The sequence below is a fragment of the Acidobacteriota bacterium genome, from assembly GCA_039030395.1.
Taxonomy (GTDB): domain Bacteria; phylum Acidobacteriota; class Thermoanaerobaculia; order Multivoradales; family JBCCEF01; genus JBCCEF01.
Map to the genome: position 1 here is coordinate 17,321 of JBCCEF010000008.1, position 17,287 is coordinate 34,607.

At 67.1% G+C, this 17,287-nt stretch carries 11 protein-coding genes; 6 read left to right on the forward strand and 5 right to left on the reverse strand.

The window, feature by feature from the left end:
* Positions 1-30: 30 nt before the first annotated feature.
* Positions 31-1,584: a hypothetical protein gene (locus AAF481_09825; protein ID MEM7481460.1), complete on the forward strand. Its 1,554-nt coding sequence runs from the start codon at positions 31-33 to the stop codon at positions 1,582-1,584.
* A gap of 4 nt (positions 1,585-1,588) precedes the next feature.
* On the opposite strand, the gene AAF481_09830 is transcribed toward AAF481_09825, so the two are convergent.
* The 4 genes from AAF481_09830 to AAF481_09845 all read right to left on the reverse strand — a co-directional run bounded on the left by AAF481_09830 (position 1,589) and on the right by AAF481_09845 (position 5,518).
* Positions 1,589-1,873, reverse strand: a complete 285-nt coding sequence (locus tag AAF481_09830; GenBank protein ID MEM7481461.1) for a hypothetical protein — start codon at positions 1,871-1,873, stop codon at positions 1,589-1,591.
* Between the two features lie 81 nt (positions 1,874-1,954).
* On the reverse strand, positions 1,955-2,200 hold the full coding sequence (locus AAF481_09835) for a carboxymuconolactone decarboxylase family protein (GenBank protein ID MEM7481462.1): 246 nt from the start codon (positions 2,198-2,200) through the stop codon (positions 1,955-1,957).
* 2 nt (positions 2,201-2,202) lie between these two features.
* Complete coding sequence (locus AAF481_09840; GenBank protein ID MEM7481463.1) at positions 2,203-4,119, reverse strand: sodium:proton antiporter; 1,917 nt, start codon at positions 4,117-4,119, stop codon at positions 2,203-2,205.
* 76 nt (positions 4,120-4,195) lie between these two features.
* Positions 4,196-5,518, reverse strand: a complete 1,323-nt coding sequence (locus tag AAF481_09845; GenBank protein MEM7481464.1) for a radical SAM protein — start codon at positions 5,516-5,518, stop codon at positions 4,196-4,198.
* Between the two features lie 222 nt (positions 5,519-5,740).
* Between AAF481_09845 and AAF481_09850 the strand changes: the two genes are divergently transcribed.
* Positions 5,741-7,528, forward strand: a complete 1,788-nt coding sequence (locus tag AAF481_09850; protein ID MEM7481465.1) for a CHAT domain-containing protein — start codon at positions 5,741-5,743, stop codon at positions 7,526-7,528.
* Positions 7,529-7,601: 73 nt separating this feature from the next.
* Here AAF481_09850 and AAF481_09855 read toward each other — a convergent pair whose 3' ends face one another.
* Positions 7,602-9,455: a M4 family metallopeptidase gene (locus AAF481_09855; GenBank protein ID MEM7481466.1), complete on the reverse strand. Its 1,854-nt coding sequence runs from the start codon at positions 9,453-9,455 to the stop codon at positions 7,602-7,604.
* 503 nt (positions 9,456-9,958) lie between these two features.
* On the opposite strand from AAF481_09855, the gene AAF481_09860 reads away from it, so the two are divergent.
* From AAF481_09860 to AAF481_09875, 4 genes are all read left to right on the forward strand, one after another.
* Entirely contained in the window at positions 9,959-12,652 is a 2,694-nt protein-coding gene (locus AAF481_09860) for a carboxypeptidase regulatory-like domain-containing protein (GenBank protein MEM7481467.1), read from the forward strand.
* Between the two features lie 69 nt (positions 12,653-12,721).
* Positions 12,722-13,333: an RNA polymerase sigma factor gene (locus AAF481_09865; protein MEM7481468.1), complete on the forward strand. Its 612-nt coding sequence runs from the start codon at positions 12,722-12,724 to the stop codon at positions 13,331-13,333.
* Between the two features lie 62 nt (positions 13,334-13,395).
* Positions 13,396-14,166, forward strand: a complete 771-nt coding sequence (locus AAF481_09870) for a hypothetical protein (GenBank protein MEM7481469.1) — start codon at positions 13,396-13,398, stop codon at positions 14,164-14,166.
* A gap of 36 nt (positions 14,167-14,202) precedes the next feature.
* Positions 14,203-17,241, forward strand: a complete 3,039-nt coding sequence (locus AAF481_09875; protein MEM7481470.1) for a CHAT domain-containing protein — start codon at positions 14,203-14,205, stop codon at positions 17,239-17,241.
* Positions 17,242-17,287 lie beyond the last annotated feature (46 nt).

Here is a 17,287-nt window from a genome sequence, read left to right on the forward strand (position 1 = left end):
TCCAACATGGCCACCCGTTCGATGCGATCGGTGCGAATCACGCTGGTTGCGAGCGCTCTCCTCCTTGGGCTGATCGCCACCGTGCAGGAGATCTCCCGCCGGCACCGGCAAGGCGATCTGGTGGAGAACTTGAGAACAGCCACCGGTCCGGAGATCGCGGACCGCCTGGCGACCTCGGTCTTGCGCTCGCCGGATCCGGCCCGTGCCCGCCTCGACCGGGCGCGGGCCCTGGTCGCCCTGGAGCTGCTGCCGGATCCGGCCGCCCGGCCGCCGGCCGCGGGCCGCGAGGCCCGTCTCCAATGGGTGCGGGACCAGACCCGGGCAGTCTACCGGCAGCGTCCCTCCGCCTGGCAGGCACCGATGCTCGAAGGCGCCGCCCGCTACCTGGAGCGTTCCCTGGCCCGAGACCCCCGCCTGATCACCGAGGCGCGAGCCTGGGAACAGCCCCTCGAGACCAGCCTTGCCCTTGCCCCCGGCAAAGACGAGGCGAACCGCTTCCTGGCGGCCGCCTACCTGGAGATCTGGCCTTTTCTCTCAGCCGAGAAACAGGCCATCGCGCGCGATCTGCTGCGCCGGGTGATGGCCGACCCAGGGACCTTCAGTGAGTTGATCGAACCCTGGCTGCGGGTAGCCGACGACCGCGCCACGGCCTTTTCCGCCCTGCCGGAGTCCGCCTTCGCCTGGGAGCGATTGCTCCGCACCTATGCCGCCGACCACGACTGGCGCGGCTACCTCGCCGCCCTGCCGCGAGCCGAAGAAGTGCGCCGCTCTCAGCTCGAAAAGCTACTCGACGAGGCGCGCCAACGTCGGGCCGGCGGCGACCGCCGGGTCGCTCGCCAGCGCTACTTCAGCGCGCTCACCGAGGCCCGCCCCGGAGGAGGCGCGCAGCCGATCGTCCAGATCCTCCTGCGGGAGGTCGCCCCGGGGCCCGCGCCGAGCGGCTCGGAACGCACCCTCAACGCCTGGCTCGACTGGTCCCTCGCTCTCTGCGCCATCGACCGTTGTCCCTTTGACCAGCCGGCTCTCGGACGCCTGGGGGTTCTAGCGCGCGACCTGTCCCCGGCCCGAGAGGCCTTCGCCCGGGCGGCCGCCGGCCACTTCGACGAAGCGCTCTTCCTCGAAGAGCGGTCCCACTCGACCGGTAGCGATTGGAGCCCCTATTTCAGCCTCAAGGCCCGCGAGCTGGCTCGCCGGGGGCGGCGCGAAGAAGCTCGGACCGCCCTCCTCGAAGCCCTACCGATGGACCCGCTCACCCGGCGGGTACGACGGGAACTCAGCCCGGATTCCGCCACCGACAGCGCCCCCCTCGCCGCCGACTGGGCCTGGGAAGAGAACATCGCCCGCTTGCCGATGGAGATTTTCGCGCCCTGCCGCCTGGCGGTGGACCTGGCCGACGTACCGGCGGACGGCGCGGTGGTCGAACTACAGATCAACGGCACCGAGGCCGGAGCCTTCTCCGCCCGGGCCAACGCCACCCTGCGCCCCACGGAGCCCCTCGGCGTCCTCGAGCCGGGCCTCCACCTGGTGCAGCTCAGCACCCTCGCCGGCCGGCCGGTGCGGCCGGTGGCCGCGCGTTGTTCGTAGCTCCCTAACGGTCGTCGGCAGCGGGCGCAGCGCTTTGCTCCCACGCCGCCACGCCCTCTTCCGGCTCGACGCCGAGGGCGTCCGCCACCCGGTTGATGTAGTTGAAGTAGGCGATCGCCTGCACCGCATCGTGGATCGCCGCATCGCCGAAGCCGTGCCGGCGCAAGGTCTCGACGTGGTGTCGGCGGTGCGACGCCGGATCCGCCGTCAGGGTCTCCGCGAAGGTGCACAGGGCACGGTCCGCCTCGACCAGATCCGCTCGGCGCCAGTCGCTGGCGATGGCCCGCACGAAATCGTCCGCCGCGGCGTCCTCGGTGATCCCGAAACTGTCGGCGACCTCGGCACGGAGGTCGTGGGCGTGGGCGCGGGTTCAATAGCGGCAGTGGTTGGCGGCGGAAACGACCACCGCCAGCATCTCCCGGTGGCCGCGCGACAGCGGCGAGGGGCCGTGCATCACGGCACCATAGAAGTCCATCGAGGTTCTGAGCACCCGCGGATTCTGGCCCATGATCGAAACGATATTCCACAGTCGCCCGGCACGGGCAACGGCCGCGTCGTACTGGCGCTTGAGAAAGCCCGTCGCGGCCGCCGGCGAGATCACCTCGATCCAGGGCATGGTCAGACCGGAGCCGGCGAAGGCTCTCCGGAGGCCTCGGCAGCCGGTCCCGACTCGCCTTCCACAGCCGGGTCGGACTCAGTGACCCGGTAGGGCCGCAACTCGTCGGCGGTGGCCGCCAAGGCCAGCAGGGTGACCCGCTCGACCCGGCCGAGATCGATCGAGGCGCGGCGGAAATTCGGCTTGTCGTCGTGCCAGCCGCAGAGGAAGACGGCAGGGCGATCCTTCTTCTCGCCGTCCTCCTCGTCGCTGTCCTCGAACAGGGCCAACACGGCTTCTTTGGCCCCCTCGATCTCCAGGTCGACCTCCACAAGCTGCGCCTCCAGATGACGGATGCGGCGGTTCCAGCGTTCGAGATCGAAGGGCTCCCCACCGAACAGATCGATGTAGGCCCGGCGCAGCCGGCCGAACTCCTTCGAAGGCCGGTTGAGGGCCACCACCGGGTGCTCGATGCCGAACTCCTCGCGCACCATCTCGGAGCACAGCACGTTCAGGTCGTCGTTGGGGGTCATCGCCAGCAGATCGTTGTCGCGCTCAATACCGGCGGCCTCGTAGGTGGAGGCGTTGCGGGCGTCGCCGCGCACCACGGCGATGCCCGCCGCCTTCAGCATGCGCAGCTTCTCGCTCACCGAATCGATCACTACCACCTTACGGCCAGCCTCCGCCAGGCGGCGGGCCAGCAGTCGGCTGAGCTGCGTCGAACCCACCAGGATGCTGCGCCGGCGCTGCGGATCCTTCTCGAAGCCCAACACCCGCGGCAGTACCAGGGCCATCATCGTCGCCCAGGCGCCGGAGACGAGGATCAGCAGGTAAATCAAGCCTTCCAGGATCACCGCTCCCTCTTCCAGGCCGTACTGGCGAAGCTGAATCGCCGAAAGGGAAGCCACCGCCGCCGCCACGATTCCGCGCGGCGCCGTCAACGCCAGCACCAGCCGGGATCGGACGTCCATATGCGACGGCCAGACGGACACCAGCACCGACAGCGGCCGCACCAGCAGGATCATCACCACCATCACCGCCACGCCCTTCCATCCGAGCTGCATCATCGACGACAGGTCGAGCTGACCGGAGAGCAGGATGAACAGGATCGAGATCAGGAACACCGTGAGCTGCCCCTTGAACATCTTGACCGAGGCGAGGTCCGGCACGTCCGAAGCGGAGAGAGTGAAGCCCATCACCACCGAGGCGAGGATTCCCGACTGCGGCGCCAGGCGCTCGGCCACCATGTAGCAGGCGAGGAGCAGGGCGAGAATCGCCAGATTGCGCAGCTCGCCGGCGAGCAGCCGGCTGCGGGCGGCGAACTTCGCCAACGAGCCGGCGACGAAACCCAAAGCCGCGCCGGTGGCGGCGAGCACGGCCACCTCCCCGACGATCTCCTGGAAACCCATCTCCGCGGCGCGTTCGATCCACTGCAGCACCAGGTAGGCGAGCACGGCGCCGATGGCGTCGATGATCAGCCCTTCCGACACCAGCACCGCGCGGATTGACGACGGGCAGATCATGTGGCGCAGCAGCGGCACGATCACCGTCGGGCCGGTCACCGTGACGATGGCGCCAAACAGCGCCGCCGTCTCCCAGGGCATGCCGGTGATCGCCTGGGCCACCCAGGCGCCGCCAACGCCGGTCACCACCACGCCAAGGGTGAGCAGATTGCGCACCGGCGCCCCCACCTTGCGCAGTTCCTTCGGGTCGAGGGACAGACCGCCCTCGAACAGGATCACCGCCACCCCGAGGTGGATGAAGACTTCCAAACCGTGGCCCAGGGCCTTGGGGTCGAACAGATGGAAACCCATGGGGCCGGCGGCCATGCCGAGCAGCAGAAGCGGCAGGATGGCCGGCAGCTTGAACCGCTCGGCGAGGACCTGCGCCAAGATGCCCAGAAAACTCGCGATGACGATGGTGTCTAGAATCTCGTGCATGTTTTAATGATCACCTAAAGAATTCGCCCAGGCAATGAGTCGAGTGCGGCGAGACGGCCGCACCCCTCCCCCCACGTCACGAATCGGAGCGCGCGAAGAACGGCCGCTTCTTCGAAAAGTCGATCGGCATCTCTCCCCGAATGCGGTCCAGCAGCTCGACGGTCACCTCCCGGATTCCCTCGCGTTCCGCCCAACTCTCCACCCGCTGGGTCACCACCCCGCGCACAAAGCTCGGAATGCGCTCAATGCGCGCCCGGGCCTCGGGGGTCCAGGTCAGCTCCGGCGCCACGTCCATGCCGTAGGTCACCGGCCGTACGAGGGCCACCGGCTCCGGTGTGCCTTGCGGCTCGTAGGCGCAGGATTCGTCCGCCGCCAGCAGGTCGCCGGCGTGGGCGAAGGCGCGGGCCCGGCAGCCCCCACACACGGAGCGGTACTCGCAGCGCCCGCACTTGCCGCCCAGCTCCCCTTCGCGTAGCGCCGCGAAGACCTCCGAGCCGCGCCAGATCTCACCGAAGGACTGCCGCCGCAGATCGCCCGCCGTCCGCGGCATATAGGGACACGGCGTCACCTTGCCGTCGGGCATGATGCGGCAGTACTGCACGCCACACGGGCAGCGGGTCGCGTAGTGCAGCAGCGGCGAGTCCGGATCGTCCTCGTAGACGTGGCGCATGATCTGCGGTTGGCACTTCGAGCGCACCATCATCCGGCCCCGGTACTCACGCTGCAGCCGCACCAGATCCTCCAACACCCCCTCGTTCTCCGCCGGAGCCAAGGATCGCATGCCCTCGCCGCGGCCGGTCTCGACCAGGAAGTACAGATTGAAACAAACCGCGCCGCGATCCGCCGCCCAGGCGACAAGCGGCTTCAGCTCGTGGCGATTGCCGGAAGTCAGGGTGGTCTGGATCACAAAATCCAGCCGCGCTTCGCGCAGCCGCTCCACCGCCTCGAAGGTACTCTCCAGGGCTCCGTCGCCGTGACGAAAACGGTTGTGGTATCTCGCCTCGAGGGAGTCGATGCTCACCGCCACGCCGGTCACCCCGGCGTCCTTGAGGGAAGCGATGCGCTCCGCCGTCAACATCGTGCCGTTGGTCCCCACCACCACCGTCGCGCCACCGGCCGTGGCGTGGGCGGCGATGTCCTCCAGGTCGTCCCGCAGCAGCGGCTCCCCACCGCTCAGGATGAACATCGGCGAAGGATTGAACGCCAGGATCTCGTCCGAAATGCGGCGCACCTCGTCGAAGGTCAAGTCTTCGGTCGTCGCCTGCCAGGGTCCGGCGGCGATGTAGCAGTGCGCACAGGCGAGGTTGCAGCGCTCGGTGAGATTCCACGCCACCACATGCGGCACCGCCGCGGCCGGCGACGGCAGAGGGGAAAACTCTTCAACGACGGAAACGGTCATGGGTTGGGCCAAATCATCGCACACGCCCGAGCGGGCGGACAAGGCGGGATTCCCGGCTACTTCTCACCGGCCCTGCCTTGCGTGGTCCCTCGGCCCACCGCCTGACGCTTCTACTCTTGGCTACCGACACACCTCTCGAGCACCCGACCTGCCAATCACATCTCGAAGGTGCATCGGCTGTCGTTTTCTTTGACGTGCATCCGATCCTTGGAGGGCTTCACCGTGGGCTACCGAGACTTCGTTCTGACCTTCTCCGAATTGGAGAGCAACGATTACCAGGTAAAAGCCGAGTCGGACGGATTCCAAACGGAAGTGCGCACCCTTCCGTTCGACCGCCTGGACGCTTCTTCGTGGAAGGCGTTAACCGGCAATTTCGTGATCCCCGCCTCGCCGGACTCGGCGCGGGAAACCGGCGACCTCCTCTACCGCGCGCTCTTCTCCGGCAAGATCGGAAAGTTCTTCTCCCAGCGACTGGGAGGAGCGGAAGACAACGGCGGCCTGCGGCTGATCTTCCGGTTCGATGCCGAGCGACAAGAGAAGCTCCTTCGGCTGCCTTGGGAAACGCTGTTTCGGAAAGAGAGCAAGAGCTTCCTCGCCCTCTCCCCGCGCACCCCCATCCTGCGGCAAATCGAGATCCCAGAACACCGGGCGCCGACCGTCTGCAATGACGATCTGCACATCCTCATCGCCACCTCCGACGCCGGGGGTACCCCGCTGCAGCTCGCGCGCGAGGTACGAGAGATCGAGGCCATCTTCGCCGACGATCCCAGGGTCACCGTCGAAACCGTTCGCCCCCACAATGTGCAGGAGCTACGCGAAGCCCTGCAGCAAAGCGAAGCCCACATCCTCCACTACATGGGTCACGGGGACTACCGGCTGTGGAACGGCGAAGGGCATCTCTACGTCGGCGAAACCGCCGTCACCGGTAACGAACTCGCCCAGCAGCTCCACGACGTGGACTCCCTCCGCCTGATCTTCCTCAACGCCTGCCACAGCGCCCGGGACGCGCAGACGCCGCAGATCGATCCCTTCGCCGGCGTGGCGACGGCGCTCTTGCGCAGTGGATTCCCGTCGGTGCTCGCCATGAACCGGGCGATCACCGACTCCGCCGCGATCGCCTTCAGCCGAAAGTTCTACAAGCGGCTGGCGGCCGGCGATGACCTGCCCTCGGCGGTCTCCGAAGGGCGCCTGGCGATCTGCGAAACGGATCGGCACTCGGTGCAGTGGTCCACCCCGGTCCTCTTTGCCAACCACGCCGACGCGCGCTTGCTTTCCGGTCCTTGGAGCCCGACGCGCCCTGGCTGGGAGACCCTCTTCCAGCCGCCGCGGATCTACGCCGTCGCCTCGGGCACCGTCTTGTGTCTCGCACTCCTGGCGAGCTGCCTGGGCCTTCGCCCCGAGACGAATTCGCCGACTACCCCCGAAGGAGAAGTCTCCTCCTCCGAATTTCCGATGCCTCCGCGGGAGCCCAGACTCATCTTGACCGAGGTTTTCTACGATCCAAGCGGCGACGACCGCGGCCTGGAGTGGATCGAGCTCTACAACGCCACCGACGAGCCCATCGACCTGGCGGGCTACAGCATCGGCGCTGGAGGGAAGGACTACACTACGAGCCGGTATCAGCTGGCAGGGGTGATCGGACCCGGCGAGACCTTCGTCGTCGGAGGTCCGATCTCCGTGGACAAAAACTACCGGCCTCAGTTCCAGCTCGCATTGGACCTACTCGGCGAGATTCAGAATGCCGACTCGACACCGGCGGACGGGGTTGCTCTGTTCGACGTCCCCGCCAGTGAGATCAAGATCGACACCCTCCCCATCGACGCCGTTCGGTACGGCGACGAGAACAGCAGCGGCCTGCCCGACGAGCGGGGCGACACGGAAAACGTCGAAGTCTCCGATGCGCCCAGGGACACTTCGATCGAACGCTTCACTCTGGACGGTCGCTGGCGCATCACCTCCATTCCCGGCCCGAACCGAGTTCGCTTCGAGGACCCCGATCCCGAGAACTGAGGGACTCCGAGAAACGAAAAAGCCCGCCCCACCGAGATGGAGCGGGCTCAACCTTACGACGGAAAGTCGAAGCCTACAGGGCCGGGTTGGCGCACAGGGTGAACGTAATGCCGTTGCCGCTGTAGCCGAACACCCGCCAGCGGTACTTCCGCGAGCTTGTGGTGGTGTAGCTGATCGACTCCGTAGAACTGGCGCTCGTGCTGCTCGCCACGTTCGACCAGGAGCAGCCAAACCAACTGCAGCTCTCGCGCTGCAGATAGAGGTCGATGTCCGGCGCCGAGCCGGTGAGGGTGGCGTTGAAGCCACCGCTCGTCGTGACGCCCGAAGTGACCAGGCTTTGGCCGGCGTTGATGGTGCCGGTGTAGGTGGTGAAGCCGGACGGGCAACTGCCCGGTCCCGGACCGCTACCCGGGCAACCCGGCACGCCGACGGCGCACCAGGCGTCGTTCACCGAGTCGACCTCGGCGGAGCCGTAGAGATCGCCGGCCGCCGACACGGTGGCGTTGCGCGCCGCCTGGAAGTTCGAAGAGGCAGTCAGGTAGGTGGTCTGGGCACGGTAGAAGATCTGCTCCGCCTTGGACATGCCGATGGCCGTGACGTTGGTCGGATCGAGACCGCGCGGGTGCGTGCCGCCCTGCACCAGCAAGTAGAAGGCCAGATTGGCGATGCCGGAGTTCCAGTGCACGCCACCGTTGTCGGCGCTACCGGTGTAGCGCGTCGGCCAGTAGTCGCGGGAACTGCCGTCCAGGGTCGGATTGTTCATGTAGCGCAGGGCGTCGCCGGAAGTGCCCGGCGTCCAGGTGTCTTCACCGACCAGCCAGGTACCGGAGTTGATGCTGCCGTCCCGGTAGGCCTCGGCGCCGGCGGCGAAGATGTCCGACATGCCCTCGTTCAGGGCGCCGGACTCGTTCTGGTAGATCAAGTTGGAGGTGAACTGCGTCACCGCGTGGGTCAACTCGTGGGCGACCACGTCGAAGGCGTCGCCCAGCGGGCCGGAGGTGGAGCCGTCGCCGTCACCGTAGACGAGCTGCGAGCCGTTCCAGAAGGCGTTCACATAGTTCGAACGGTGGTGACCGGTGGAGTTGATGGTCGCGCCAGAGCCGTTGTAGGAGTCGCGGCCGAACCGGGCGTTGAAGTAGTCGTAGGCGGTGCTGGTGTTGTTGTGGATCGTCGTTTCCACGGCGTCCGCGCCGGTGCACGAGCCGTTGGTGCAGCGCAGGCTGCCGGGCAGCGAAGAACCGTTGTTGCCGTCATAGGTGCGCCAGCTCTTGGCGTAGTGCACCTGCGGGTGGCGGGCCGCCAGGGCGCCGGTCACCGCATTGGCGAACACCTGATCCACCTGGTAGCGGCCGTCCAGGTCCTCGTACTCGTAGGTGCCGCGCCAGGCCAGGTGGCCATCTTCGTCCGCGCCGATCACGTAGACGAGCTGCGGCTGGTCGAGGCTCTTGGTGCCGAAGATGCCGGCTTCCGCCAGCGCCATCGCCAACGCGTCGGCGGCCTTGATGCGGCTCTCCGTCGGCAGGCCCTTGTTGGGCAGGAAGTTACCGTTGACGGCGTAGACCTCACCGGTGTCCGCCTCGGCGTGCACGATGAGCTGGGCGCCGATCACCGGCAGGCCGTTGATCTGCTGGTCGATCCGAACGTGGACCTTGCCGATGTGGTCCCGCTGAACCTGCTGGACCACCAGATGCTCGTCACCGGCCGCGTCGAACTTGCGGACCACCAGGTCACCCAAGAAATCGACCGCCGCCAGGTCGACGGCGAGGCCCTTGTCGAGGGTACCCAGGTCACCCTTGACCCAGGTCGGTACACCATTCTTGTCCTGACTCACGATCTGCTCGTCCCCGGCCTTCGAACCGGCGGCGAGCATGGGTCCAGCGAGAACCAGCGAGAGTACAACCACGGCGGCGGTTATTTGACGCTTCATGCAGTGCCTCCTGACAATCGGGGCCACGGAACCTCCCTTCCGGGGTCCCCGGTGAGTGACTGTCCAGCCACACAGTGGCTGTCGACAGAGCCCGCTGTTCGACCCGGCATCGGAACGACCCAGCGGAAAGCCCAAAGCACATGCACCTCCGCATGCAGCGGAAATGTGCATGTATTCATAGGCTTATTTCAGAATCCATTACCAGAAAGATTAGTGCCTGAAACTGGAGGATCGGGACAGCTGCGTCGAGGAGTTCTCGGATCTCCGATAAGATCAAGCCTTATTGGGGTAACTCTTTGAGTGCGCTTTTACTGCCAAAGTCGGAAACGGGGACAGACTCACCGTCGCCTCTACGCGCTCAAGCCAGGCCGACCGTTGGCAGAGACTAGGGTGGACTTGCTGGTCTTGGAGGCAGGAAGAGAAGAATTGCGAAGATGAGATCCGAAACACGAAACGTTGGCCAAAAGCGGTTTTGCCTCCAGATCTCAAGCCGGAGGGTCAGAATGCTGAGGGTGTGCCTGTTATCCCTCTTGCTCGGCCTGGCAAGGCTGACCTATCCAAACCTCGCCGTCGCGTCCGACCCGGTCGCTGAGGCTCGTCTGGGAGGCGATCCAACCGGTATTGCCGGGCGAGTGACCCAGGCAACGGATGGCAGCGGGGTCGCCATCGCCAACGTCAACATCTATGACACCGACAAGAACCTCGTCGTGGCCTGGAATAGCGACAACGATGGCGATTTCCTGGTTTCGGGCCTCGACCCGGGAACGTACTTCGCCGCCGCCGGGCCCTCACCCTTCTCAGCCAATCTCGTTCTCGGACAAGTGTTCGACGGCATGGACTGTCCCACCAGGTTCTTGGAGTCGTGCGATTTTTCTCTGGCGACGGCGATCGAAGTGACGGCCGGAGCCGTCATAACGGGCGTTGATTTCTCGTTGCCCCGCGGCGCGACCATCACCGGTCGCGTACTGGACGCCGGTAGCGGTGAGCCCGTCGAGCAGGCTTTCATTCGGATTCTCGACGAAGAGGGCCAGAGTCAGAGAGTCGCCGGTACCGACGTGGCCGGTCGGTATCGGGCGCTGGGTCTAGGAGCAGGCAGGGTGTTCGCCCAGGCCGAGGGAGGAATCGACGGCAACCATGGCGCCGAAGCGTATCCGGGCATTCCATGCGCAGGTTCTTGCGAGCCCACGGACGGCGACCTGATCGAGGTGGACATCAACGAACTCATCAACGGAATCGACTTCACCCTTCCGCCTCTCGGTCGGCTCCGGGGCACCGTCGTCGACGAGTTTGGCATTCCTTTTCGGTCTGCTGGCATCACGGTCTTCGACGAAGGCGGTCAGTTTCTCGATTCCAAGCAAATAGACTACTTCGGCTCTTACCTGTTCCAGGGATTGACGAGTGGTTCCTATCGAGTTCAAGCTGACGGTCCGGTCGGCATCATCCGAGAGGCGTACGATGACATCGCCTGCGAACCCTCTTGTAGTAGTACCGCCGGAGACTTGATTCCGATCGTCGAGGGTCAAACCACCGGCGGCATCGACCTTCGGCTTGCCGAACGGGGGCACCTCTCCGGCACGGTCCACGACCAACTCACCGGCAGTGGTTTGAATGCCGTGGTGATGATCTTCGATGCAGCAGGGAGCCTCTTCGACTCCACGGATTCCGCCGACTCGACCTTTGGCATGGCCCTCCCGGAAGGGCAGTACTTCGCCGTGGCATCGACCGATGGGTACGTCCCACAGCTCTTCGCCAGCATCGCCTGCCCAGGCGCTCCGATCCCGGCCTGTGATCCCACGACCGGAACGCCCATCGACGTCAAACCCGGAATCCTGACCGCGGCAGTCGATTTCGGCCTCGTTCCGCTGGCGAAAGCGGGCGGAACCCACCTCCGCGGCCGGGTTCTCGATGCCGATTCGGACCAGTCCGTGGGCGGCGCAACGGTCCACCTCTGGAGGAGCAACGGCACGCTCTTGGACTCCACACCGTCGAGTCCGCTAGGCGCCTTTCAGTTCTCCGATCTCACTCCCGGAACCTACTTTGCCACCGCCGAGAACGGAGACGATCACAAACCGGGACTGTTTGAAGACCTGCCCTGCTCGGGGCCCGGCTTTCCCGGTTGCGATCCCACGACTGGTACGCCGATCACCGTGATCCTGGACGAGACGACCGATGGCGTCGACATGGCGCTGGAACCACGCGGCAAGATCGCGGGCAAGGTCACTCAACAAGCGAACGACCTGCCATTGGAGGCCGCGGAGATCGTCCTCTTCAATAGCGATGGAGTCGAAGTGGCGCGGAGCCCCTCGGACGAGACCGGCGCGTTCGAGATCGCCCGCCGAGCCGGCACCTACTTCGCCATGGCCAGCCGCGAGCGGTTCGAGACGGAGCTGTTCGACAGTCGGTCCTGCGTCAACCAAGTGTGTGATCCCACCGAGGGAACACCTCTCATCGTTCCCGAAACCGGCGTCGTCGCGAACGTCGACTTCGCGCTCCGGAGGCAGGGAGCCATCACCGGTCGGCTGTTCGGCCGATCGACCGGCGAGGCCCTCGGGTTCTCCATCGTAAGGGCCTTCGACTCGGCGGGAGAACAAGTTGATACCGTCTCGACCGACCAAACCGGTATCTTCCGACTGAACCTCGATCCGGGAACGTACACCATCGGAGGACTCGATCCCCGCTACATGACGGAGATCTTCGACGGGATCCCTTGCCCGAACTTCGACTGCGATCGAACCCAAGGTACGCCGCTTGTGGTCGCACCAGCCACCGAAACGGTCGTCGACCTCACCCCGCCCATCGCCCAAGGCATCGCGGGAAGGGTGATCGACGCGGAAACGAAAGAACCTCTCGCCGGCATCATCGTCGATCTGTGGGACCCTGCACTCAACGTTCTCAAATCGACCCTGACCTTTCCGGATGGAACCTACGCCCTCTACCGCGGAGCCGGTGAGTACCATGTCTCGACGGACAACTTCTTGGGCTTCGAGCACAAGGTGTTCGACGACATATCCTGTCCGCTCGGTTCGGCGTTCGAAGAGAAGTGCGACCCGCGCCTGGGATCCCTGCTGGAGATCCAGAGTTCGAAGCCAACCGTTCACCAGGTCGACTTTGCCCTGCGACGGGTCGAGGTCTTCAACGACGGCTTCGAATCGGGCACGACGGACAACTGGTCCTCCACCGTTCCGGCAACTCCCTGAGTCGGCAAGGCGACTCGACGCTCCGCTCTTGCCCTGGCAGCTCCCGCGCTATAGCCTGTCGGCAAGTTCATGAACACCACCACAGCGGGACAGCCGGCGGAGCGAGATTCGAGCGCGGATCCGGTCGGTGCCGCCATCGCGAGATTCCAGGCGGGAACCGGGCGCCAGGAAGCGTTTCGCTTGCTCTACGAGACGTACTTTCACGCCATCCGCCGACTTTTCCTGCGTAAGGGTTTGAGCCTCGAAGACAGCGTTGACCTCACCCAAGAGACCTTCTTGCGGGTTTATACCTCTCTGGACGGCTATGAGCACCGGCAGCGATTCGCCCCGTGGCTCTATCGGGTGGCGACGACATTGTTCCTCAAGCGCCATCGCGCTCTGGCAACCCAGAAACGCTCGGCGGTGGAGGTTTCCCACGAGGCGCTGGATCGGCCTTCCGGCGGCCTGACCATCGCCAGTCGGCAACTCGACGACCTGGTGAACACCGAGCGCCGGGACCAGCTCAAGGAAGCGGTCCGCGAACTACCCGAGCAGATGCGGGCGTGCCTGACCCTGCGCCTCTATCATCAGCTCACCTACGAGGAGATCGCCACGGTGCAAAAGATCTCCGTCGAGACCGTCAAGGCGCACCTGTTCCGGGCGCGCAAGAGACTCCGCACCGAGCTACAGGAACCGCCGTGAAGGGTCACGCACAGGGTTTGTGAAGAACTTCTCATGCAGCCATGGGCCAGGAAGGTACGACGATGACCGAGTCAAAGGAACACGAGCCGGCGCGCGGCGAGCTGCTGGCGGCCCTCGCCGAGGAGGCCCGCGGCGCGGCGGGAGGGCCGGTGGAGGCGGAGGAGTTGGTGGCCTACCTCGAAGGAAACCTCGAACCGGAGGATCAGCGAAGGATTCACCAGCGCATCCTCGGCGACCCGGAGACCGCACGGCAGTTGCTGGATCTCGACGAACTGCTGGCGGCCGAGACCGGGCGCCTCTCCTCGGCGCGCGGTGTGGCGGACTTTGCAACGGAGGCCGGCTGGCGAGATCTGGAGGGGCGCCTGGCGGCGGAGGAAGCTGGCCCGCAAGAGGAGGCCAGGTCTCCGCGTCGCGCCGCCAACCTCCGGCTGTGGCAGAGCGCCGCCGCCGTCGGGCTGGTGGTGGCGTCGGTGCTCGGTATCCGCCTCGGTACCCTGGCGCCGCGGGCGGCCTCCACCCTCGCCGATGCCCAGCCGGCCGTTTCGCTGGACCTGGTGGCGGATCTCCGCGGCCCCGGTGCCCCGCCGGTGGTGACCGTGCCGGAGGGCGCTCGCCTGCACCTGGAGATCGCCCCTACCGAGCGCTGCGCCGAGTACGAGGTGGAGATCGACTCACCCCAGGCCGCCGGAACACGCTTGCCGCTGACTCCCAACGAGCGCGGTTCGCTGGTCCTGGGGCTCGCTGGAGATCCGGGCGACTATCGCCTGAGCCTGACCGGTTGTGACCCGCCGCGGGAGATCGAGCAGCACCGCTTCCGGGTGGCGCAACCCTAGCCCGGCCTTCTCACCGGCAACCCACTGCGAGTCCGCATGCCACCGAATCTGCTGCGTCCACGGTTTTGGCACGGTTGGCTGCTGGCGGTCGCCCTCGTCATCGGCTGCTCGCCGGCCGCCCCACCGCCGGCAGGCGAATCCCCGTTGGTCTGCCAGGAACTCGGGAACCTTCCCCCACCCGGCGCCGACGGAGTGACCGTGGAACTGGCCGGGGAAACGTGCCACCGGTACCGCGTCACCCTGGCCGCCGGCGACCTGCTGCGCGTCTCCGCCGAGCAGCAGACCGTCGACTTCGCGCTGGCGCTGACCGACTCGAACGGAGCGACCCTCGTCGAAGCGGACCGGCCGACGAGCAACTTCGGGGCCGAACTCGTGCTCGCCGTGGTGGACGCGGACGGCGAGTACCACGTGAACCTCACCTCCTTCCCGCAGGACGAACCGGGGCAGTACCGGCTGCAGGTGGACGTCCGCCACCCCGCTTCCGAGGCGGAACGTGAGATTGCGGCGGCCTATCGCGCCGCGCTGACGACCGCCTCCTCGTCACGGGAGGCGGCGGTCCAAGGCTGGCGGGAGGCGGCAAGGGTCTTCGCCCGCCACGGCGAAATCCGGCTCGAAGGCGAAGCGCGGTTCCTGGCCGCCTTTGGCACTTCCTTCGAGGATCCGGCTCGGGCCGAGGGTTTTCGGCAGGCGGCGGATCTCCTCCGCCGCGCCGACCAACCCGGCTGGCAGGCTCTCGCGGAGCAAAACCTCTGCTCCGCTCTGGTGGCGCGATCGCTGGCGCAGGAAGCCCTCGCCGCCTGCGAGCGGGCCGCGACCCACCTTCCTCCCGACGACGCTCGTGCCCAGGCGGCCATCGCCCACAGCGCGGGCCTCGCCCACCGCATGGTCGGCGAGCTGCAGCCGGCTCTCGACCGCTTCGAGCAGGCCCTGGCCCTCTGGTCAGCGGAGGACGCCGACCTCAGTCCGGTCACCCTGCACGAACTCGGAGTGCTGAAGGCCCGCTTTCTGGGCGACGACCTCGCCGGCTCTCAGCATCTGCTGGCGGCCCTGCGGGCATTCGGCGCCACCTCTGCATCGCGCCCCGCCACGCTGAGCCAGCTCGGCCGCCTGGAATACGAACGGGGAGACCTGCCGGCGGCCCGCGCCTATCTCGACCAAGCCCTCGACGCGACGGGCAATTCCTGCCGACACGCCACGACCACGGCACGCCAGGCGCTGGTGATGCAAGCCCAAGGCGAGGACGTCGCGGCGCGACGCCTCGCCGCCGCAGCCAACCGCCTGGTCGCCAGCGGGGGCTGTCCACGCGATACCGGGTCCGTGCTTCTGTTGACGGCGGAGCTGGCCGAGAAGGGCGGCGCCTGGGACGAGGCCCGGGCTCGACATCGCCAAGCGGAGGCTCACTACGGACGGTGGGGGGATCGCACCGGAGTTGCGGAGAGCCTGGCCGGCGTGGCGCGGGCGGAACACGCCCTCGGACGGCCGGAAGCCGCGCTGGCCGCCGCCCGCGGCGCCCTGGCCCAGGCCGAGGCCGTCCGGCCGACGGTCCTGCGCCACGACCTGCGTACCACCCTTTCCACCTCGGTGCAGGAAACCTACGATCTGGCGATCGCTCTCCTCCTCGACCTTGGGCGTGACCGAGAATCCTGGGCGATGGCCGAGCGTACCCGCGCCCGCGGGCTCAAAGACCTGCTGCTCGAATCCGGCGCCGGCCTCCGCCGCGCCGCCGCGCCCGAGCTGCTCGATCGGGAGCGATCCGCCCGACGCCGCCTCAACGATCTCGAGTCCCGCCGCATCGACCCGAACCGCGAGATGAAAGCGGACGAGCTGACGGCCCTCACCGAAGAGATCGCCGATGCCCTGTCAAACCTGGAAGCCATTCGGGGCGAACTCCGCCGAGAAAGCACCGAGTACGCCGAGTGGATCGGAGCCGGTCCGCCCCCGGCGGCGGAACTCCAGAAGTGGATCCCGCCGGATACCACGCTGCTCGAGTACCACCTCGGCGCCCAGCAGAGCGTGCTGTGGACGGTCACCGCTGAGACGGTGCGCGCCCACCGCCTGCCGCCGCGCGACGAATTGGAGCCACTGGCCGCTGAAGTCGCCGCCTGGATGAAACGAACCGGCGGCGCCGGACGACCCACGCCGGCCGCCTGCCGCCTCTCCGACGTTGTCCTCGGGCCAGCCCGGTCGGAACTCACGAATCGGCTGGTGATCGTCGCCGACGGCGGCCTCGAAGCGGTTTCCTTCGCCGCCCTGCCGGAATCGCAGTTCGGCGGACCGTGCCCCCAGGCACCACCGGTCGTCGCCGCCCTCGAAATCTCGTATCTGCCGTCCGCCGCGGTCTTGATGGCGGTCCGCCAGCGCGACGCGGAACGCTCGGCGGCGGAATCCTGGCTGGCGGTAGTGGCGGATCCGGTCTACGGCGGCGACGATCCCCGGCTGTCGCGCGGCGCCACTCCTGAAGCCGACGAGGAGGATTCCTGGCGCCGCCTCGCCTTCACGGCGGACGAAGCGGCGGCCCTGGTCGCCCGCCAGCCGGCCGGCAAGAGCCGCACCCTGACCGGCTTCGAGGCCAACCGGCAGGCGGTGATCGACGGCGCTCTGCGGGGCCATCGCCTGGTGCACTTCGCGGCCCACGGCGTGCTCGATCCCCTCCACCCCCTGCTGTCACGCTTGGTGCTGTCGCGGCGCGACCCCAGCGGCCAGCCGATCGACGGCGCCCTGCGGGCCCACGAGATCTACGACCTCGACCTGCCGTCAGAGCTGGTGGTGCTCTCCGCCTGCGACACCGGCCGTGGCCGGGCGGTGCGCGGCGAGGGACTCCAGGCGGGGCTACCGCGAGCGTTTCTCTACGCCGGAGCGTCCCGAGTGATGGTCAGCCTGTGGCCGGTGCGGGACCGCCACACGGGGGATCTCATGGAGCGGTTCTACGACGGACTCCTCACTCGCCGGCTGCCTCCTTCGCAGGCCCTCCAGGAAGCGCAGCTCGCCGCTTGGCGGGCAGGGGTGCCGCCCAGCGGCTGGGCGGGTTTTCTGCTGTTCGGTGAAGTCGAGGCCCTGCCGCCCTTCGAGCCGTAGTCGCTTCGGAGTCACCCGCGGGAACAGCGAAGGGATTGAGGTGAGT